This is a genomic window from Burkholderiales bacterium, from assembly GCA_035543335.1.
Taxonomy (GTDB): Bacteria; Pseudomonadota; Gammaproteobacteria; order Burkholderiales; family JAHFRG01; genus JAHFRG01.
Map to the genome: position 1 here is coordinate 13,563 of DASZZH010000040.1, position 19,364 is coordinate 32,926.

General features: G+C 57.1%; 18 protein-coding genes. 8 read left to right on the forward strand and 10 right to left on the reverse strand.

Annotated features, from left to right (window positions below):
* Positions 1–67 precede the first annotated feature (67 nt).
* Positions 68–2,359 (forward strand): TonB-dependent receptor, encoded by a 2,292-nt coding sequence (locus VHE58_10745; protein HVS27748.1) that lies wholly within the window; start codon positions 68–70, stop codon positions 2,357–2,359.
* A 282-nt stretch (positions 2,360–2,641) separates the two neighbouring features.
* On the opposite strand, the gene VHE58_10750 is transcribed toward VHE58_10745, so the two are convergent.
* The 5 genes from VHE58_10750 to VHE58_10770 are packed head-to-tail and all read right to left on the reverse strand — an operon-like array spanning position 2,642 to position 7,622.
* The gene (locus VHE58_10750) at positions 2,642–3,289 is read right to left on the reverse strand and encodes a response regulator transcription factor (GenBank protein HVS27749.1); all 648 of its coding nucleotides are present in this window, start codon (positions 3,287–3,289) and stop codon (positions 2,642–2,644) included.
* The gene (locus VHE58_10755; protein ID HVS27750.1) at positions 3,286–5,007 is read right to left on the reverse strand and encodes a PAS domain S-box protein; all 1,722 of its coding nucleotides are present in this window, start codon (positions 5,005–5,007) and stop codon (positions 3,286–3,288) included. The genes VHE58_10750 and VHE58_10755 overlap by 4 nt, the downstream gene beginning before the upstream one ends.
* A complete protein-coding gene (gene pip, locus VHE58_10760) occupies positions 5,004–5,969 on the reverse strand; it encodes a prolyl aminopeptidase (protein ID HVS27751.1) in 966 nt (321 codons plus the stop codon). The genes VHE58_10755 and pip overlap by 4 nt, the downstream gene beginning before the upstream one ends.
* Positions 5,966–6,871 (reverse strand): MBL fold metallo-hydrolase, encoded by a 906-nt coding sequence (locus tag VHE58_10765; GenBank protein HVS27752.1) that lies wholly within the window; start codon positions 6,869–6,871, stop codon positions 5,966–5,968. The genes pip and VHE58_10765 overlap by 4 nt, the downstream gene beginning before the upstream one ends.
* Positions 6,872–6,917: 46 nt before the next feature.
* Positions 6,918–7,622, reverse strand: a complete 705-nt coding sequence (locus tag VHE58_10770; protein ID HVS27753.1) for an energy transducer TonB — start codon at positions 7,620–7,622, stop codon at positions 6,918–6,920.
* Between the two features lie 938 nt (positions 7,623–8,560).
* Here VHE58_10770 and pqqB point away from each other — a divergent pair.
* The 7 genes from pqqB to VHE58_10805 are packed head-to-tail and all read left to right on the forward strand — an operon-like array spanning position 8,561 to position 13,662.
* Complete coding sequence (gene pqqB / locus VHE58_10775; GenBank protein ID HVS27754.1) at positions 8,561–9,475, forward strand: pyrroloquinoline quinone biosynthesis protein PqqB; 915 nt, start codon at positions 8,561–8,563, stop codon at positions 9,473–9,475.
* A gap of 8 nt (positions 9,476–9,483) precedes the next feature.
* Complete coding sequence (gene pqqC / locus VHE58_10780; protein ID HVS27755.1) at positions 9,484–10,200, forward strand: pyrroloquinoline-quinone synthase PqqC; 717 nt, start codon at positions 9,484–9,486, stop codon at positions 10,198–10,200.
* Positions 10,197–10,490: a pyrroloquinoline quinone biosynthesis peptide chaperone PqqD gene (gene pqqD / locus VHE58_10785; GenBank protein HVS27756.1), complete on the forward strand. Its 294-nt coding sequence runs from the start codon at positions 10,197–10,199 to the stop codon at positions 10,488–10,490. Before pqqC ends, pqqD begins: the two co-directional genes overlap by 4 nt.
* The gene (pqqE, locus tag VHE58_10790; GenBank protein HVS27757.1) at positions 10,453–11,613 is read left to right on the forward strand and encodes a pyrroloquinoline quinone biosynthesis protein PqqE; all 1,161 of its coding nucleotides are present in this window, start codon (positions 10,453–10,455) and stop codon (positions 11,611–11,613) included. Before pqqD ends, pqqE begins: the two co-directional genes overlap by 38 nt.
* A gap of 7 nt (positions 11,614–11,620) precedes the next feature.
* On the forward strand, positions 11,621–12,568 hold the full coding sequence (locus VHE58_10795) for an ABC transporter ATP-binding protein (GenBank protein HVS27758.1): 948 nt from the start codon (positions 11,621–11,623) through the stop codon (positions 12,566–12,568).
* Entirely contained in the window at positions 12,565–13,374 is an 810-nt protein-coding gene (locus VHE58_10800; protein ID HVS27759.1) for an ABC transporter permease, read from the forward strand. The genes VHE58_10795 and VHE58_10800 overlap by 4 nt, the downstream gene beginning before the upstream one ends.
* A 27-nt stretch (positions 13,375–13,401) precedes the next feature.
* Positions 13,402–13,662 (forward strand): hypothetical protein, encoded by a 261-nt coding sequence (locus VHE58_10805; protein ID HVS27760.1) that lies wholly within the window; start codon positions 13,402–13,404, stop codon positions 13,660–13,662.
* A 208-nt stretch (positions 13,663–13,870) separates the two neighbouring features.
* Here VHE58_10805 and mltB read toward each other — a convergent pair whose 3' ends face one another.
* The 5 genes from mltB to VHE58_10830 form a co-directional block, all read right to left on the reverse strand.
* Complete coding sequence (mltB, locus tag VHE58_10810; protein ID HVS27761.1) at positions 13,871–14,869, reverse strand: lytic murein transglycosylase B; 999 nt, start codon at positions 14,867–14,869, stop codon at positions 13,871–13,873.
* On the reverse strand, positions 14,866–15,708 hold the full coding sequence (locus tag VHE58_10815) for a carbohydrate ABC transporter permease (GenBank protein HVS27762.1): 843 nt from the start codon (positions 15,706–15,708) through the stop codon (positions 14,866–14,868). Before VHE58_10815 ends, mltB begins: the two co-directional genes overlap by 4 nt.
* Entirely contained in the window at positions 15,709–16,620 is a 912-nt protein-coding gene (locus tag VHE58_10820; GenBank protein HVS27763.1) for a sugar ABC transporter permease, read from the reverse strand. It abuts the gene before it with no gap.
* Positions 16,621–16,627: 7 nt separating this feature from the next.
* The gene (locus VHE58_10825; protein HVS27764.1) at positions 16,628–17,653 is read right to left on the reverse strand and encodes an ABC transporter ATP-binding protein; all 1,026 of its coding nucleotides are present in this window, start codon (positions 17,651–17,653) and stop codon (positions 16,628–16,630) included.
* A gap of 70 nt (positions 17,654–17,723) precedes the next feature.
* Positions 17,724–19,097, reverse strand: coding sequence for an extracellular solute-binding protein (locus VHE58_10830; GenBank protein HVS27765.1), 1,374 nt, complete (start codon positions 19,095–19,097; stop codon positions 17,724–17,726).
* Positions 19,098–19,364 lie beyond the last annotated feature (267 nt).

Consider the following 19,364-nt stretch of genomic DNA (forward strand, 5'->3'; position numbering starts at 1 on the left):
ACTGGCTGCTTTCAACCGCCACAACCGAGATTGTTCTGCCAAAATAACAAAAGGGAGGAATAGCAGAATGAAAAAAAGCAGCACCTTCAAAAAAAACGCACTGATTGTTTTTTGGATTTTTTGGGGAGGGCCCGCTTTCGCGGATAACCGCGCGACGGAACTGGAAGCGCCCACAGTGGAAGTCATCGGCACCACACCCTTACCCGGCCTCGGGACACCGCTCAATCAGGTGCCGGCCAATGTGCAGACGGCAACCGGAAAGGATATCCAAAAACAGCAGACTCTTGACCTGTCTGACTTCGCGAATGCTAATCTGGGTTCAGTTAATATCAACGACACGCTGGTGAATCCATTCCAGCTGAACGTCAATTTCCGTGGTTTCACTGCTTCACCGCTACTCGGCACACCCCAAGGCATATCGGTTTTCCAGGACGGCGTGCGGGTCAATGAACCGTTCGGCGATTTGGTCAACTGGGACCTCATTCCGCAGTCGGCCATCTCCAGCATTAACCTCATCCCGGGATCAAACCCGCTGTTCGGCTTGAATACTTTAGGCGGGGCGCTGGCGATCCATACCAAGAGCGGTTTCGAGTACCCTGGGTTTGCAATTCAGAGTTATGGCGGTTCTTTCGGGCGCGGAGCCGTCGAGTTTGAAGCCGGCGGGCATGGCAAAAACGCCGATTATTTCGTCACGGCCAACGTGTTCAGAGAGAACGGCTTTCGCGAACATTCCAATAGCGACGTAAACCAGCTCTTCTCCAAATTCGGCTGGCAAGACGAGAAAACCGATTTGGATTTGAGTTTTACGGCAGCAAAAAACAAGCTTTTCGGCACACAACCGTTACCCGTAAGCTTTCTCGACAATCCGGCCCAAGCTTTTACCTTTCCGGATTTTAATGATAATAGACTCGTCTTTTTAAACCTGAAAGGCAGCCACTTCTTCAGCGATACGGTTCTTCTTGCTTCAAACGTTTATTACCGAGAAAGCAAAACCTTAGCCTTTAACAGCAACATTAGTAGCGACTTTGATAATACGATGCCGGTGGGGCCGGGCAATATGCCGGCGTCCAATGTCATCAGCGATAACGACCAGATAGGCTATGGCGGTGCGATACAGCTGACGCTTCTCGGGGGTCTGCTAAATCGCAAGAACCAGTTTACCGCGGGCGCCAGCATTGACCACGGGAGTACCGAGTTCACCCAAACGAGCCAGGAAGCAACCGTGACGGCGGATCGTGACACCATCGGCACCAGCCCGTTCGCGCTATTCACCGACGTCAAGGGTTTCAATACCTATTATGGGCTGTATGCGACCGACACTTTTTCCTTGACCGAGAAACTGCACTTTACCGCGTCCGGCAGATACAACATTGCGCAAGTCAAACTGCAAGACCAGCTGGGCACTGCCTTGAACGGGAATAATCAATTTACCCGCTTCAATCCGGCGGCTGGCCTGGCTTATAACCCCGTCAAGACGCTCACGCTCTATGGGAGCTATAACGAGGGCACACGTGCGCCCACGCCCGTGGAACTGACTTGTTCGAATCCAAGCGTCCCCTGTTCGTTGCCCAACGCATTCTTATCCGATCCGCCGCTCAAACAGGTCGTGGCTAAAACCTGGGAAGCTGGCTTGCGCGGCCAGTGGCAGCACTTGGCCTGGAGCGCCGCCTTGTTTCGAACCAAGTCGCAGGACGATATTCAGTTTGTAAGCAGCGGCGGGTTTGCAACCAGTGCAGGCTTTTTCCAAAACGTCGGCGAAACCCGCCGCCAGGGCATAGAGCTTGGCCTCCACGGGCAATTTAACAAGTTCAGCTTCCACACGAACTATACGTTGATCAATGCAACTTTTCAAACACCCTTCTCCGAGTTCAGCCCGAATAATTCCAGCACCGACAGCACAGGTTCCATTTTAGTATCGGCGGGGAACCGGATTCCGGGTATTCCGCGCCACAATTTCAAATTTAGGGGTGAGTATGAGTTCACTGAAGCATTTTCAGTCGGCGCAAACCTCCTGCTGGCTTCCAGCCAGTTTGCACGGAGCGACGAGAACAACCAAGATATACACGGCCAAGTGCCGGGCTATGCCAGAGTGAACCTGGACGCCCGTTACAGAATCTCCGGGCGCTGGAAGTTGTTCGCCAAGGTCAATAACTTGTTTGACAGAAAGTACTTCACTTTCGGGCAGCTTGGGGCCAACGCCTTTGTCGGGCCCGGAAATACCTTTGATCCGACAGTAAGCCCCGCCAACTGGCCGAAGGAACTGTTTCTTTCACCCGCGGCACCGCTGGCTTTTTTCATCGGCCTGAGGTACGAATTGGGCGGGCCAAAACGGGAACGGTTTAAGGGGGATTTGGATTAAATAGATCTTAAAAGAGGGGACAGTCAGGGCAATAAAAAAGGACTGCTTACTCAGCAGCCCTTTTTCGTTATTGCTTGTGCGTCTTAGCGGTTCAGAATGTACATCGTGACTTCGAAACCAAAACGCATATCGGTAAATTCGGGTTTGCTCCAGGCCATGGTGATCTCCGTAAAAAAGTTGTACAACGATTTAACCTACGCCGCCAGTATGCCTGTATTCAAGTCTACGCGGGAAGGCAGAAAACCTTGAATTCGGCCTAATGATTTTCATTAGATTTGGCCACTAACCCTCAATCAACCCGGCACGCATTGCTATAAGCGCGATTTCCGCCGAGTTTGAAGCATTAAGCTTTTGTTTAATATTGTATAAATGTGTGCCTACGGTGCGCGGGCTCAAATGCAGGGTGGCGGCGATTTCCACCACTGCCTTGCCTTGTGCCAAAAGCATGAAAACCTCGAATTCACGTGCACTTAGCACATCCACCGGGGTTTTGTCGCCGGATAGTTGCTGCATCGCCATCTGCTGGGCAATCCTCGATTCGAGAAAAGTCTTGCCCTGTGCCACTTGACGAATGGCCTGTATCAGCGCCTCCGCTGCGCTGCGCTTGCTGAGGTAACCCAAGGCGCCCGCTTTCAGCACCCGTTTCGGATGAATAATGTCTTCGTGGGCGGAGAGCACCAGAATCCGCGCTTGCGGGTTTCTGGCGATGATGCGGTTTACCGCTTCCAGTCCGCCGATGCCGGGCATGGAAATGTCCATCACCACCACGTCCGGTTTTGTATCCTGATACAGGCGGCAGGCGTCTTCGCCGTTCTCTGCTTCCGCCACAACTTTCATGTCCGGCGCACCTTCGAGCAGCAAACGAAAACCCATGCGCACGACCGCATGATCGTCAACCAGCATGACTTGGATCTGGGAAGTGCCCATCATTTTGTTCCTGGCAGCGGTATGGTCACTGTAACGCAAAATCCTTTGTTCGGAGCACTTTCAACGGCAAAGGTTCCGTTCAAGGCCTGCACCCGTTCGCGCATGCCGAGCAGGCCGAAGTGGCCGAGCGGCGCGATTTCAGCCGCCGCTCCCCTGCCATCATCACGCACACTGAGGCATACGGAATCCTGATTATTTGCCTGCTCCCGGGTCGTCGTGATTTCCACCTGCGCAGCCTGTGCATGCCGTATCGCATTGGTCAAACATTCCTGCACGATGCGGTAAAAGGTGATGTTGAGTGTTTCTCCCAAATCATCGAGCTTCCCCGAGAACTGCAGTTTGAAATTGATTTCGGGATGCCGCGACTGCCACGCCGCCACGCTATCCTGCAGAGTTTCGGTCAACCCCAGATTGTCCAGGGCGCTGGGGCGCAACCGGCTGATGATGCCGTGCATCGCGTCGTAAATGCGCGCCGCGACCTCTACAATGGTTTGCGCGCTCGCCCGCACTTCGGGCGCGCTCTCCAGTCGATTGGCGATGGACGCGCCGATGGTCTTGATCGCGGTGGCATATTGCCCCAGCTCATCGTGCAGTTCGCGCGCCAGGCTGCGACGTTCTTCCTCGACGTGGCTTTGAATCAGTTGCGTCAACCGGCGGTTCTCCTCCAGTTCGCGCGCCGCCTGCTCGGCGCGCTTTTTTTCGGTGATGTCGCGCATGCTGCAAATTTCGCCGATCACCTGCTCGTTGTGCGGATCAATCAGCGGCGCGACGGAAAGCGACACATCCACCCGCCTGCCGTCCTTGGCGAGCCTTTGCGTTTCCACATTTTCAACCAAGCCGCGGCGCGCCACGATTTCCAGGTTGTCCGCGATCTCACCTTTCCGGCCGGGCGGGGTCAGCAAGGTGGCGGAACACCCGGCGATTTCCTGCGCCGCATAGCCGAACAAACGCTCTGCCGCCGGATTCCAGAAGGAGATGTTGCCTTGCAAATCGTGAATCATGATGGCATCGCTGGATTGTTTGACTATCAGCGCAAGACGGCGATTCTCCGCCACGCTCTCCTGCAGCACGCCTGCCATGCGGTTGAAAGTTTGGCTGATGGAAGCAAGTTCGGGCAGCGCAAATTGCGGCAGGCGCGCGTCGAAATTACCTTTCTGCATCTGCGACAGTCCATTGAGAATTTGCTGCACTGGCTTGAGCGAACGGCCAATAAACCAGAAAACCAATACATTCACCACCACGAAGAAAATCAGCGCCAGCCACATCAGGTTTTGCAAATCGTCCCAGGCATCGAGGATCGAGCGCGAGGGATTGGGGGTAATCTCCAGCAGCCCACCTTGAATCCTCAGCGTCACCACTTCAAGTTTGGGGGAAACCAGGCGCGAAAACCATTCAGGCGCGGAGCGGCCCGCCTTGTAGCGCGAAGGAGGTGACTCGTAAACCGTGTTTCCCAGCCCGTCATAGAGCTTGATTTCGCTGGCACGCACCCGCCCCAGATTTTTCAGGAAATCGAGCAACACTTGCCGTTGCGTTGTGGCACCCGGAATAAACTGGCTGCTGTAAAGCGCGGTGGTCAGCAACTGCACCGTGACACGCGTGGTGCCTTCCATTTCCTCCTTTACCGACTTGCGCTTGTCATCCACGATAATGATGCCGGTGGCCACGATAAAAAGCAGCATCAGCACCGTAATCAGAAGATTGATGCGGAATCGCAGGCTCATCGCACGGCCGCTCCCGCCAAAATTTCCTTGAAGCGCTCGGTGGCCGCAACCAGCATGGAAGCCATTGCCGGGCTGGAAGATGAATGGCCGGCATTCTCCACGATTTTCAGTTCCGCCTCGGGCCAGGCGCGATGCAAGGAATAAGCGGCCAGTACCGGACAGACCAGATCGAAACGGCCGTGGACTATCGTGGCGGGGAGATGCCGGATTGCAGGCAGATGTGTCAGCAACATATTTTCGTGTAAAAAACAACGGTTCATTAAATAATGGGTCTGCACCCGCACCCGGCCCAGCAACGCCTCCTCCGGCAACGGGGGCTTCGCTTCCTGCTGCAACTCGCCCAGCATCATGAGTTCAGCTTCGTAATTGCTCCAGGCTTTTGCCGCCGCGAGTGCGGAACCCGGATCGGCCTGATGAATGGCTCCATGGTAGTACTGCAACAGTTCATTTCGCCGCTGTTTTGGTACCCAGCTGGAGAAGCGCTCCCATGCTTCCGGCGCAAACTGCTTGAGCCCGTAAAAATACCAGTCGAGCTCCTCTTCACTACAGAGAAAAATGCCGCGCAGGATCAAACCGAGAACCGCCTGTGGATGCTGCTGCGCGCAGGCCAGCGCCAGCGTCGAACCCCACGAGCCGCCAAACAAAAGCCAGCGCTCGATTTTGAGCGTCGCGCGCAACTGCTCCATGTCCGCAATCAGATGCGCGGTGGTATTGCCGCGAATCTCGCCAAACGGGAGACTTTTCCCGCAGCCGCGCTGATCGAACAGAATAATGCGGTAATGCTCGGGATCGAAGAAGCGCCGATGACCGGAATTGCATTGGCTTCCCGGTCCGCCGTGCAGAAATACCGCCGGCACCCCGTTACGATTGCCGCACTCTTCATAATAAATGCGGTGTCCGCCGGAAACCTCCAGCAAGCCTTGGGCATACGGCTCAATTTCCGGATAGAGAGAAACGCTCATTTCTCCAATTCTTCTTTTTCCAGCTCGCTATACACGTGCTGCACATTCAACGGGTGCTGTTCGGCGTATAACGCCCAGCCTCTGTACTCAGGCAAATCGGATTGCTTCAAAAGATCGAGCACACTCATGCCGGCATTGTATTGCTTCTCCACCAGCAGGAGCAGGCTTTGCAGATAATCCAGCGTCTCCTGCACTCGTTGCGGTTTGGAAACCGGACCGTTTCCCGGCACCAGTTTGTTGAAGGGTTCGTTGCGCAATTGCTCGAGGGCAAGAATCCAGCCGCGGATTTTCGCCTGGCTTAACACCGGAATGCAGTCGAGCGAAACCAAACCGCCGCTGAAGAGCACGCCGGATTTGCGGTCGAGCACGGCAAGATCGCCTTCGGTATGCCCCCAGCCGTAAAACAGCAGGCGCAAGCCGCGCCCCGCCACCGTCATGTCGCTGCTCTGGTCCACGGTGAGTCTCGGCAAGGCGATTTCAGTGCCGGCCATGATTTCTTTTCCCAAGGCCTTCAACACGTTTTCGCGGCACTTCTCGCAGCGCTCGCGCATCGCCTTTAGCGTTTCGCTGTGCGCGAGAATCGGCGCGCCCTGCTTCGCAAACACATCGTTACCCAGAACGTTCTCGGGATGGGGATGCGTGTCAATCACCAGCTTGACCGGTTTTGCGGTAATTTTGCCGATAGCCGACAGCATCCGCTCCGCGTGCTCCCGGTTCGGCCCCGGATCGATCACAATCACCCCGTCGTCGCCGACGATAAAGCCGCTATTGAGGATATTGCCGCGATTTTCCGGGGTGAGCGCCTGGGTTTCGCCGATAAAAGCATAAACATCCGGTGCGACTTGCTTGAGCGTAAGTTCATGCGCCTGCGCTGCCGGCAACAGTCCTAAAGCAAGAAGCAATGAGTAAAAAGCACGGCAGATTATTTTTTTTAACAGCAACAAGCGCTCAGTCGTTGAGCTTGAAGACGATCGGCACCGTTACTGTCACATTACGCCCGCGCAGCGCTTCCGGCGGCTGCGGGAAGGGGGCGGCCTGCTGCACCATCTCCAGCGCCTGGTTGTCGAGCACTTCAAAACCACTCGAACGCAACACGGCGGCGTTCAGCATTTTGCCGCTCCCGGAAAGGATAAGCTGCAATTGCGTCGTGCCTTGCCAGCCGCGCAGCAAGGCTACATGCGGGTAGCGCTGATAACGGGAGATCAGCGTGGAAAGCGTTCTGCCGTAACCGTCCAGCCACACGCTTTCTGGAACGGGGTTGGTTTTCTCGCTAACCGCAGGCTTCGCCGGCTCTAGAGCGGCAGACTTGCCTTCGCCCGATGTTTCCTTCACCGGCGCCGCCGGTTGTGGCAGTTCCTTGGGGGTTTCCGGCGTCTTGGGCACCACGAATTCGCTTGACGAACGTTCGACTGCAACAGGGTGCGGCGGAGGTTTTTCTCGCGCCTGTGGCTTTGGTTGCGGGACCGCCTGGGCGGGTTCCGGGCTGGCAATCGCGGGCAACTCGACACTCAGCACGACCTGGGGTTGCGAATGATGTATGCGCCACCCCGGCGCCAGCGCCACCAGCATGCCGTGCAGCAGCAGCGAAAAAACCAAGGCCGCGACGACGCGCGGCTGCCTGTACCATTCAACTTGGAAATACGAGTTAATCACTGGACTGCTTAGGCCAAAATCGGGGGATACTGCAAGGTTAGTGCAAACCGCGCGCTTACGCAATTCAGCCCCCTCAAACTCATGAAAATCATGAGCAGCGATTGGTGATTTTTCCGATGTAAAACAAGTCGCAGCAGGCCCAAAATAGCCTTGGAATCTTGGGATGAGTTAGGGAACCTCTGATTAAGTCCCACGCGGTTGCGACGGCGGCTTTCCGGGAGGGGATGCACGAAGCGAGGTGCGGCCAATGGCCATTTCCCTTGGCAAGCCGAGCGACAAAGCAGACCGCCCGGAAAGGCGCCCCGGACTCGGACTCGCGCAGCGTGGAGCGGGAAGGGGCGCGAGCTGCCGCAAGAGACAGCGTTAAACGGGGCGCTAATGCTGCCGCTCCCGCACCCCAAGCTTCGCTTACCGTGTCGCGGCAGCCTTCCCTCCGGGTTGCGGCAAAATGCGGCGTCTGCGTCGTGCTCGCCGGAGCGTGAAGCCTCGGTACGTGCGACCGCGAAGGCGAGCGCTGGCCCGCTCCGCTGCACAGCTTCGCAGGTGCGACGCTACGCGGGCCCTCCTCGGCATCGTAGTCCGGGCTACGACCTTCGTCGCGCGCCTCACATCCCTCCGCATTTTGCCAGCAACGCAATCCGTGGAGGACTTAATCAGAGGTTCCTTAGCCTCGGGATTCGGCCAGGTCAACGGCCTGGCAGCTTTAAACACTTTAGGAGACGACCATGCAATGGAGCAAACCTGAGTACAGCGATATGCGCTTCGGTTTCGAAGTGACGATGTACATCGCCAATCGATAATTCCCGCCGCACCCGGGGCGGCGGCGACGCGGTCCCAGTTTACCCGCGCCTAACTCGCAGCGTTTCCTTATAATCTGAGTTTCCTTAAGAAAAAGCGGGTGCGCCGCAGGCGCATGCGCCGAGAGTAAATACTAAAATATGAAAATCCGTGTCCTTGGAGCCTCCGCCGGCGGCGGATTCCCGCAATGGAATTGCAACTGCCCGAATTGCGACGGCGTGCGCAAAGGCAAGATCAAAGCCAGGTCGCGCACCCAGTCCTCGATTGCGGTAAGCGATAACAACGTTGACTGGATTCTATTCAATGCTTCGCCGGATGTTCTCTCTCAAATTAAAGCTTTTCCCGGCTTGCAGCCGGCGCGCTCAATCCGCGATACCGCCATCCGCGCCATCATTCTCATCGACAGTCAAATTGACCACACCACCGGGTTGTTGATGCTGCGCGAAGGCAAGCCGCTGGAAATCTACTGCACCGAAATGGCGCGAGAGGATTTGACCACCGGCAATCCCCTGTTTAACGTCCTCGGCCACTATTGCAGCGTCAACTGGCACAAACTGCCTATCGATAAAGGCAACAGCTTCAGTGTCATCGGAGCGCAGCATTTGCGTTTTACCACAGTGCCGTTGAAAAGCAAGGCGCCCCCCTATTCCCCGCACCGCAATAATCCGCACGAGGGCGACAACATCGGCATGCGCATCACGGACACGCGCAGCGGCAAGAACCTGTTCTACGCGCCGGGCCTGGGAGAAAACGAGCCGCACCTCAAGCCGTTTCTGGAAAACGCCGATTGCCTGCTGGTGGATGGCACCTGCTGGACTGATGATGAGTTGATCCGTCTCGGCATTTCCAGGCAGAGTTCGCGCGACATGGGACATCTGCCGCAATCGGGCGATGGCGGCATGATCAGCGTGCTGAAGCCGCTGCTGCGCCCGCGCAAGATTCTCATTCACATCAACAACACCAATCCCATCCTGAACGAAGAGTCGCGCGAACGCGCCGAGCTCACTGCCAATGGCATCGAAGTGGCGTATGATGAAATGGAAATAGAACTGTAGGAGAAACCGTGGGCGTAAACGAAAAACTACCGTGGAGCAGGGAAGAATTCGAGCGGCAGCTGCGGGCCAAGGGCGATCGCTATCATATTTATCACCCGTTCCAGGTGGCGATGAACACCGGCAAATTGAATCGCGGGCAAATTCAGGGCTGGGTGTACAACCGCTTCTATTACCAGATCAGTATTCCGCTCAAGGATGCGGCGATTCTCTCCAACTGCCCCGACCGCGACGTGCGGCGCGAATGGATCCAGCGCATCATCGACCACGACGGCACCAAAGGCGATGAAGGCGGTATCGAAGCGTGGCTGAGGCTGGGCGAAGCGGTGGGACTGAAGCGCGAAGACATCACTTCGCTTAAATATGTTTTGCCGGGCGTGCGCTTTGCAGTGGACGCGTATATCAACTTTGCCCGCACCCGTCCCTGGCAGGAAGCGGTGACTTCTTCCCTCACCGAACTCTTCGCCCCGGAAATTCACAAGAACCGGCTTGCCAACTGGCCGCAGCACTATCCATGGATCGACCAGGAAGGCTACCAGTATTTCCGCAACCGTCTGGCGCAGGCGCGGCGCGACGTGGAATTCGCGCTGGGCTTCACCCTGGATCACTACCAGACCCGCGAGCAGCAGGAGCGCGCGCTTGACATCCTGCAGTTCAAGCTCGACGTGCTGTGGAGCATGCTGGATGCAATGCAGATCAACTATTGCAAGACGGAAATCAAATCATGAGCGGGGAAGCGCGGCTGGACCTCGATGATGTCGTGGAAATCGGCAGGCAGTTCCGCTTGCAGTGGGAGCAGGCGCAGCAGGCTTACGTGCTGCTCTATCCCGAAGGCATGGTCAAGCTCTCGCAGAGCGCGGGCGAAATACTGAAATGCATCGACGGCAAACTCTCCATCGCTGCCGTTGTCAAAAATCTGGAGCAGGTGTTTCCCGGCGCCGATTTGCGCCAGGACGTCATGAATTTTATGGAGGTGGCTTATGAACGCGGCTGGATCCGCCCCAAAAACGCAGTCTAAGCCCCCCGGCAATCCGCTGTGGCTGCTGGCTGAAATTACCTACAAGTGCCCGCTGCACTGCGTGTATTGCTCCAACCCCATTGATTACACGCGCTACGGCGCGGAGCTCTCAACCGATGACTGGCTGCGCGTGCTGCGGGAATCACGCGAGCTGGGCGCAACCCAACTGGGCTTTTCCGGCGGCGAGCCTCTGGTGCGCAATGATTTGGAAATCCTGGTTGCGGAAGCCAGAAAGCTCGGCTACTACAGCAATCTGATTACTTCCGGCATCGGCATGAATGAAAAGCGCATCGCCGCCTTTAAGGAAGGCGGGCTTGATCACATCCAACTCTCGTTCCAGGATTCGACGCGCGAGCTTAACGATTTTCTGGGCAGCACCCGCACCTTCGACATCAAGATGAAAGTAGCGAAGCTCATCAAGCAATACGAATATCCGATGGTGCTGAACGTGGTGCTGCACCGGCAGAACATCGAGCATATCCAGCAAATCCTCGACATGGCGGAACAGTTCGGCGTGGAATATCTGGAGCTCGCCAACACTCAGTATTACGGCTGGGCCATGCTTAACCGCGATCATCTTTTGCCCTCGCGCGAGCAACTGGAGCGAGCCGAGGCCATTGTGAACCGCTTCCGCGAAAAGATCGGCGACAAGATGCGCATCTACTTCGTGGTGCCCGACTATTACGAGAACCGCCCCAAGGCATGCATGAACGGCTGGGGCTCGGTGTTCATCACCATCACCGCCGACGGCGTGGTGCTGCCCTGCCATGAAGCACGCATGTTGCCGGGGCTTACCTTCCCCAACGTGCGCGAAGCAAACATGAAATGGATCTGGTACGACTCGCCGGCGTTCAATAGCTACCGCGGCGATGAATGGATGAAAGAGCCGTGCCGCAGCTGTCCGGAAAAAACCAAGGACTTCGGCGGCTGCCGCTGCCAGGCTTACATGCTCACCGGGGACGCACGTAACGCCGATCCAGTGTGCGATTTATCGCCGCGGCATCATGTGGTCACGGACGCAGTGGCCAAGGCGCAGCAGGTGCAAGCCAAAACCGTCGCGGTGCGGCCGATCATGTTCCGCGACGATCACAACTCCCGCAATTTGAGCAAGAGCGCCGCCTGATAGTCCAATGATGCGCGACGCCGTTTCCGCAACGCACGCAGTCAAGGCACAAGGACTTACCAAGCGTTACGGTCAGACGCTCGCGGTTGATGGATTAAATCTCGAAATTCCCACCGGCGGATTCTTCGGCCTGCTCGGTCCCAATGGCTCGGGGAAAACCAGCACCATCCACATGCTCTCCACGCTCATCCGCCCGACAACGGGCGAGGCCTGGGTGGCGGGGCATGATGTGAGAAGCGACGGCCTCAAGGTGCGCGCGGCGATCGGCGTGGTGTTTCAGGAATCCGCCCTGGACCGCACCTTGTCAGTCGCGGAAAACCTGCGTTTCGCCGGACTGCTGCACAACCTTTCCATTGCTCAAATCAAAGAGCGCAGCAGCGAGTTGCTGGAACTTTTCGGCCTGGAGGATAAACGCCATCAGCCGGTGGGCGAGTTATCCGGGGGCCAGCGCCGCGCGCTAGATATCGCGCGCGGCGTGATCCACCGCCCGCAAATCCTGTTTCTTGATGAACCCACCATCGGGCTGGACGTCCCCAACCGCCGCAACATCTGGCGCTTCATCCAACGCCTGCGCGCAGAACTCAACGTGACGGTGTTTCTCACCACCCACTATCTTGAAGAAGCAGTGGATTGCGACGAAGTGGCGTTCATCAAAAAAGGGCACATCGTCAAAAACGGCCCGCCGCACGATTTGATTGACGGTCTCGGCGCCTACATCATCGAAATCGAAGCCGAGAACCTGAAGGAGCTGGCGCAAAGCCTGAGTTCCCGCCTGGGGCCGAGCTACATGGATGGCGACAAGGCCTGCTTCCGCTTTACCGGCCGCGACCTGGCGGCGCTGATGCTGCTGCAAACTGAACTGGGCGACAGGGTGACCGGCATGCGTTGGCGTAAACCCAATCTCAACGATGTGTTTTTGTGGGTGAATGAAACCGAACACTGGGATCGGCCATGATATTGCGCCCGGTATACGCCGTGATTGAACGCGAAGTGCTGAAGCTCTTTCGCCAGCGCTCGCGCCTGCTTTCCGCCATGGTGCGGCCGATGATCTGGCTGCTGGTGATCGGCGCCGGATTCGACGCCATGCTGGGGCGTTCGGGCAACACCAGCTATCAATATTTCCTCGTGCCCGGCGTGCTTGGCATGTCCATGCTCTTCGGCGCCATGCTCGCCGCGCTTTCCACCGTCTACGACAAGGAATCGGGCGTGATGCGCATGCTGGTAATCGCGCCGTTCGAGCATTACTGGATTGTGATTGCCAAGACCTTGAGCGCGGCGCTTGCCGCCATCATTCAGGCCATACTGGTGCTGATATTGCTCGCGCTCATTGGCTATCTCAAAAACGGCGTGGCGCCGCTGCTGTTGATTCTCGGTATCCTCGCCACTTCGCTCACCTGCGCCAGCATGGGCATGCTGATTGCCGCGTGGACTCGCACGCTCGACAACTTCGCGGTGATGATGAACCTAGTGATTTTCCCGGTGTTCTTTCTCTCCGGCTCGCTTTACCCAGTGCAGCACCTGCCGAGCGCGCTGCGCTTCGTCGCCAGCCTCAACCCTTATACCTATGGCGTGGATTTGCTCAAGCACGCCGTGTTGGGGATTAACGGCGCGTCATTCAACACGGATTTCAGCGTGGCGGTTGATCTGGCGGTGTTGTTCGGCTTCACCCTGCTGGCCACGATGGTTGCATGTTTGCGCTTTTCGCGCGACACCGCCTACGAGCCGCTGATACATCTGCTCGCCCGCAAGCGTTCAGACTAGGGAACCTCTGATTAAGTCCTCCGCGGATTGCGTTGCTGGCAAAATGCGGATGGATGCAAGGCGCGCGACGAAGGTCGTAGCCCGGACTACGATGCCGAGGAGGGCCCGCGCAGCGTCGCACCTGCGAAGCTGTGCAGTGAAGCGGGCCAGCGCTCGCCTTCGCGGTCGCACGTGCCGAGGCTCCACGCTCCGGTGAGCACGACGCAGACGCCGCATTTTGCCGCAACCCGGAGGGAAGGCTGCCGCGACACGGTGAGCGAAGCTTGGGGTGCGGGAGCGGCAGCATGAGCGCCCCGTTTAACAGTGATTCTTGCGGCAGCTCGCGCCCCTGCCCGCACCACGCTCCGCGAGACCGAGTCCGGGGCGCCTTTCCGGGCAGTCTGCTTTGTCGCTCAGCTTGCCAAGGGGGCATTGCCATTGGCTGCGCCTCGCTTCGCACATCCCCTCCCGGAAAGCCGCCGTCGCAACCGCGCGGGACTTAATCAGAGGTTCCCTATTATTCATCGTCTATCTGCGTTCCCCTTGCGGCGCGAATCTCGCGGCTCAGTTCATACACCGCCATCGCGTAATAGACGCTGCGGTTGTAGCGGGTAATCACATAAAAATTGTTGAGCGCGAGCCAGTACTGCGTTTCATCACCCTCCACTAAGGCAAACAGGCTCGCCAGATTGTCTCCCGAAATTTCCTGCTCGGGGGTGACGCCCATGTTCTGCAATTCGGCCACCGGCGTGTGCGGCTCGATGTCCCGTGACAGCAAGGGCAGGAATTCATCTCCGCTCACCCTCGCGCCCACCGCAATCGGCTCATCCTCCTGCCAGCCGTAAGCCTGGTAATAATTGGCGATGCTGCCGACGGCATCGGCAGCACTGGTCCAGAGATTGGCTTTGCCGTCGCCGTCAAAATCCACTGCATAGCTCCGATAAGCGCTGGGAATGAATTGCGGCATGCCCATCGCCCCGGCGTAAGAGCCCTTGAGGCTCAACGGATCGATGTGACTGTCCCGTGTAAACAGCAGGTATTGTTCGAGTTCATCCCTGAAAAAATCTACGCGCGGCGGGAAATCAAACGCCAGCGTGGTGAGCGCATCCATCACTCGGTACCTGCCGGTGTTCCTGCCGTAACGCGTTTCCACGCCGAGGGTGGCGACGATGATTTCTTCCGGCACGCCGTATTTCTGCCTGGCACGCGTGAGTGCTCTTTCGTGCTCGTCCCAGAATTTGACTCCGTCGCTGATGCGCGCCGGGTTGATCAACAACGCGCGGTATTCATTCCAGGGCAGCGACGTTACGGGAGTGGAAATCGCCTTGAGCACCTCGGGCTGGAGTTTGACCTGGCTGAAGATTCGGCGCAGCTCCCGCGAATTGAAATGATGTTTTTCCGCCATCTCACGGATGAAGGCTTCGATTTCCGGATTTAGCGGGGCAGCGTGACTGTTGCCTGGGAAAAGCAGCGCTATGCAAAGCAGAAAAGCATAACGTTTTGCGCTTGCGATTATTTAACGGCTCCCACGGTAAAGCCCGCCACAAAGCGGTCGACGAAGAAATTATACAGTATGGCGATGGGAATGCTCACAATTAGGCACGCGCCCATGAGCGAGCCCCAGAAATACACGTCGCCGCGCACCAGGAAAGTCGGCACGCCGATGCTGACCGTGAGCTGCGAGGAGGACGTGATGAAGGTAAGCGCGTACACGAATTCCTGCATCACCAGCGTCAGCGTGAAGATGATGACGGTAAGAATTCCCGCCGAGGAAATCGGTACCACCACCTTGAGAAAAGCGCCGAAACGGCTGAGGCCATCTATCATCGCCGCCTCCTCGATGTCCTTGGGCACGGTCTTGAAGAAACCCATCATCAACCAGGTGCAAAACGGCACGGTGAAGCTGGGATAGACCAGCACCAGCGACCACAGCGAATCCTGCAAACCTAAATCGGCGACAATCCGCGAAAACGGAATGAACAATATCGTGGGCGGAACCAGGTAAGTCAGAAAAATGCCGATTGCGAGTTGCTGGCCCCAGCGGCCCGAGAGCCGTGCCAGACTGTAGCCCGCGGGAACCGCAAGCAGCAAAGTGATAATGACAACCGCCACGCCCACCACCAGCGTATTGAAAATCCACAGGCCGTATTGGGTATCCACGAACAGCACCCGCAAATGCTCCAGGGTGGGTGGACTGTTGAACAAGAACGGGTTGTTTTTGATGTTGATGAGATCATTGGTTTGCTTGAAGGTGGTGATCAACATCCAGTAAAACGGAAACGCGGTGAACGCGGTAAACGCGGCGATGATTCCGAAATGGCCTATCCGCGCGCCGATGTTTTTGAGCCGTTGCATTCAGGTCACCTCGGTACGCTTGGCGAGCGTCAGCAAAAATATGGCGGCTGCAACCAGGAGCGGAAACAGGAACAGCGAAATCGCCGCGCCCTCGGCGAGGTCGCCGCCCTGGATGCCGGTGAAATAGGCGAGGCTGGCAATCACTTGCGTCGTGTCATACGGCCCGCCGCGGGTCAGCACGAAAATCACAATCATGTCGGTAAAGGTAAACACGATGCCGAACAGGAGCGCGACCAGCATGATCGGCATCAGCAGCGGGATGTTGATGTAAGTGAGATGCCGCCAGAAACTCGCGCCGTCCACCTCCGCCGCATCGTGGATGTCCTGCGGAATCGAGCATAAGCCGGCGAGGATGATGACCGTGGCCAACGGCAGCAAGCGCCATACGTCCACCATGATAACCGAGGCCATCGCCAGATTCGGCTGGCCGAGCCAGATCGGCCAGGTAGTGGGGCCGAAGAGGCCGCTCGCCCGCCCCGCCCAATTGATGATGCTGTATACGGGATCGAAAATCCACAGCCAGCCGATGCTGCCGAGCGAAATCGGAGCGACCCACGGCAGAAGAATCAGAAAGCGCACCAGCCATTTGCCACGGAAATCCTTGTACAAAGCCATCGCCAGTACCTTGCCGAGAATCACCACCAGCAGTTGCGAGACAAAGGTGAACACCAGGGCATTGCGCAGCGAAGTCCAAAAGGTACTGTTTTCGAGGATGCGCTGGAAATTCCTGAAGCCCACGAAATGCAGCGTTTGGCTTCCCACCGTGGCGTCGCTCAGGCTGTAATAAATGGCAAGCAGGAACGGAAAACCCACCAGTGCGGCGATGTAAATGACTGCGGGAGCGAGCATCAAGCGCCCGAGCCACGCTTCCTGTTCCAGTTTGTCGCTTTGCAGAACCGTGCTTTGGCTCATAGTATTTCTACCCGCCTGATATCTTCAAGCCGCTCTTGGGGTCAAAATGCTTTAGATCGTGGGCGCGCACCACAAATTCGTAACGCCTACCTTTCTCGATCGGGAGCGCCACCGTGGACGGCAGCCGGGAAATTACTTTCGCGGAGGGTAATGGTGATTCCAGAACGCCATACACCAGCCTGTCCGAACCCAGATGTTCAACACGCGTCACACGGAACGGAAATACAGTGGCGCCACCGCTAGCCCCATACACCTCTCTGGGCAGGAAGTGCTCGGGACGGAAGCCGGTGATGGTCTGGTCCTGCTCGATGAGGTTCATTGGCGGCGAGCCGATGAAGGTGGCGACGAAGGTGTCAGCCGGATCGTCGTAAACTTCAAGTGGCATGCCGAGCTGATGCAGCTTGCCGTGATTGAGCACCGCGATGCGGTCACCCAACCCCATCGCTTCAATCTGGTCGTGGGTGACGTAAACGGTGGTGGTGGCGAGGCGGCGCTGGAATTGCTGCAGCTCATCGCGCGCGGAAGTCCGTAGTTGCGCATCCAAATTGGAAAGCGGTTCATCGAGCAGGAACGCCACCGGCTCGCGCACCACCGCGCGCGCCAGCGCCACGCGCTGGCGCTCACCGCCGGAGAGCTGACGCGGCTTGCGTTGCAACAAACGCTGGATGCCAAACATCAAGGCCGCCTGTTCAACTTTTTTGCGGGTCTCCTCTTTTGCCAACCCCATGTTTTCGAGCGGAAACGCAATGTTCTTGAACACCGAGAGATGGGGATAAAGCGCGTAGCTCTGGAACACCATGGCAATGTTGCGCGCCTTGGGCGGAAGCAGCGTGACAATCTTGTCGCCGATGAGAATATCGCCGGCGGTCGGAATTTCCAGGCCGGCAATCATGCGCAGCAGGGTGCTTTTGCCCGAGCCGGAAGGCCCGAGCAAAACCAGGAATTCGCCTTCCTTCACCCGCAAGTTGATGCCGTCTACCGCGTTGCTGCCGTCAAAATTTTTGGTGATGGAGCGTGCTTCAACTGTGGCCATGTTAGTTATTTTTAATTCGACAGCGCATCCGCCGGGTGCGGCGGATGGGGCGTTGCGATGGAAGGGCGGATCAGACCAGCCCTTTTTCGCGCCACTTGGCGAAGATGCGCTTGCACTGCTCTTCCGCCTGCTTGATGGCGTTTTCCGGTGTCTCGGTGTCAGTCGCCGCCTTGGCGAACATGGTATTGATCACCCAGGTGTTGAAAATCTCGTCCTCCGCCGCATTGGCATAGCCGGGGTAGCCGACATTGGTCGCCCAATCGAGCACGTCAGCGAGCACTTTGTATTTATCGCTCGGCTTCGCCTTGGAGTCATTGGCAAGCAGTTTGTTGATGTCGGGAACGGTGCTGGGAAAGCACGGGAAGTTGTAAAACTCGCTGGCCAGGAAGCCCAGGCGAAAGTTGTCAATGTAGTCAATAAGGAATTTCTTCGCACCCTCGATGTTATCGGCGAATTTCCAGATGACGTAGCAGTCCATCACGTGCTCGAGGCCGATGCGGCGCACCGGTCCGGCCAAGGCTTTGGCTAGCCAGATGTTGTCGGTGCCCGGTATGTTCTTGTTCTCGCCTTCGCGGGTAATCGAAATGGCGTTGAGCGCCACTGAAATCTTGCCGGCCAGCATGGCGCGGTTATTCGACGACGGATCCCAGGCCAGCACCTCAGGGGTCATGGTTTCCTGATACAAGGCTTTAACAAACTTGACCGCCTCCACCGTGTTCTTCGAGTTCAACACCACATTTGCTTTCTCGTCCTGAATCGAGCCGCCAAAAGAATAGAGCACGGCGCGCATCGCCATCGCCGTGTCGAGCTCGGCCGAAAGACCGATGCCGACGGGAATGTTGAACTTCTCCTTGATCTTGCGCCCGGTGACGCGCACGTCGTCCCAGGTGCTGGGCGCGGCAGCGCCCACGGCGTCATACAAATCCTTGCGCCAGTTCACGGGATCGGGTACGTAGCTATCGGAGAATGCGAAATACTTCTTGGTCTTGGGGTTGTAGGTGCTGCGAACGGCAAGCGGCACCGGTTTGCCGTGCTTGCGCTCGCATTCCTGATAAATTTCCTTGTGGTCTATCACCTGGTCTTCATAAGCCGGCGGCGGGGACAGAAACATGAACAAGTCGTGGCCTTTCTGCGCCCCTACTTCAGCCGCGGCCCGGGGACTGAGCGCCGGTATCCCGACGTGATCAACGATCACTTCGGTGTCGTTTTTCGCGCCCCACTCCTTGATGTATACGTTGTCAAACCATTTGTCGTAACCGGGAACGAAGTGATTCCACTGTACTATCTTCAAGGTCTTTTTGGCAGCGCGCGCCGGCCGCACGCTGATGAACGGGGCGACGCTAGCGGCAAGCCCAGCCGCACCGGTGGCCTTGATAAAGCGGCGGCGGGTTACGCCCCGTTGTGCCGGAGTTTCTCCGGTGAGCTGATTGCGTTTGTCTTTCATGTTGCCTCCTCGATTGATAGTGCCTACTATCCAAGCCATTTGAGAGCCTGAAGTTGGGCGTTCTAAGGAATTGCCTCAATGCACATATAGTTTATGCTTTATTTTGACGGGGTATTGCGGGAATCAAGAGTCGGTACTGTATGTGTTAAATGTTGGTTAGCGGTTCAATGTCGCCCGTAATCGCCTTGTCTAGCGTGGTAAAAGGATGAAATGCAAAATGAACTGGACGCCTTACAGACTAGAAAAAGTGAGGGCTATCAACACCTA

What these genes read in the sequence shown, in the direction of transcription:
- VHE58_10755 (HVS27750.1), bottom strand. Translation starts at nt 5,007, where the DNA reads ATGAGCCTGCGATTCCGCATCAATCTTCTGATTACGGTGCTGATGCTG.
- VHE58_10825 (HVS27764.1), bottom strand. Translation starts at nt 17,653, where the DNA reads ATGGCCACAGTTGAAGCACGCTCCATCACCAAAAATTTTGACGGCAGC.
- VHE58_10815 (HVS27762.1), bottom strand. Translation starts at nt 15,708, where the DNA reads ATGCAACGGCTCAAAAACATCGGCGCGCGGATAGGCCATTTCGGAATC.
- VHE58_10795 (HVS27758.1), top strand. Translation starts at nt 11,621, where the DNA reads ATGATGCGCGACGCCGTTTCCGCAACGCACGCAGTCAAGGCACAAGGA.
- pqqE (HVS27757.1), top strand. Translation starts at nt 10,453, where the DNA reads ATGAACGCGGCTGGATCCGCCCCAAAAACGCAGTCTAAGCCCCCCGGC.
- VHE58_10800 (HVS27759.1), top strand. Translation starts at nt 12,565, where the DNA reads ATGATATTGCGCCCGGTATACGCCGTGATTGAACGCGAAGTGCTGAAG.
- pqqB (HVS27754.1), top strand. Translation starts at nt 8,561, where the DNA reads ATGAAAATCCGTGTCCTTGGAGCCTCCGCCGGCGGCGGATTCCCGCAA.
- VHE58_10750 (HVS27749.1), bottom strand. Translation starts at nt 3,289, where the DNA reads ATGATGGGCACTTCCCAGATCCAAGTCATGCTGGTTGACGATCATGCG.
- pip (HVS27751.1), bottom strand. Translation starts at nt 5,969, where the DNA reads ATGAGCGTTTCTCTCTATCCGGAAATTGAGCCGTATGCCCAAGGCTTG.
- VHE58_10830 (HVS27765.1), bottom strand. Translation starts at nt 19,097, where the DNA reads ATGAAAGACAAACGCAATCAGCTCACCGGAGAAACTCCGGCACAACGG.
- VHE58_10745 (HVS27748.1), top strand. Translation starts at nt 68, where the DNA reads ATGAAAAAAAGCAGCACCTTCAAAAAAAACGCACTGATTGTTTTTTGG.
- VHE58_10820 (HVS27763.1), bottom strand. Translation starts at nt 16,620, where the DNA reads ATGAGCCAAAGCACGGTTCTGCAAAGCGACAAACTGGAACAGGAAGCG.
- pqqD (HVS27756.1), top strand. Translation starts at nt 10,197, where the DNA reads ATGAGCGGGGAAGCGCGGCTGGACCTCGATGATGTCGTGGAAATCGGC.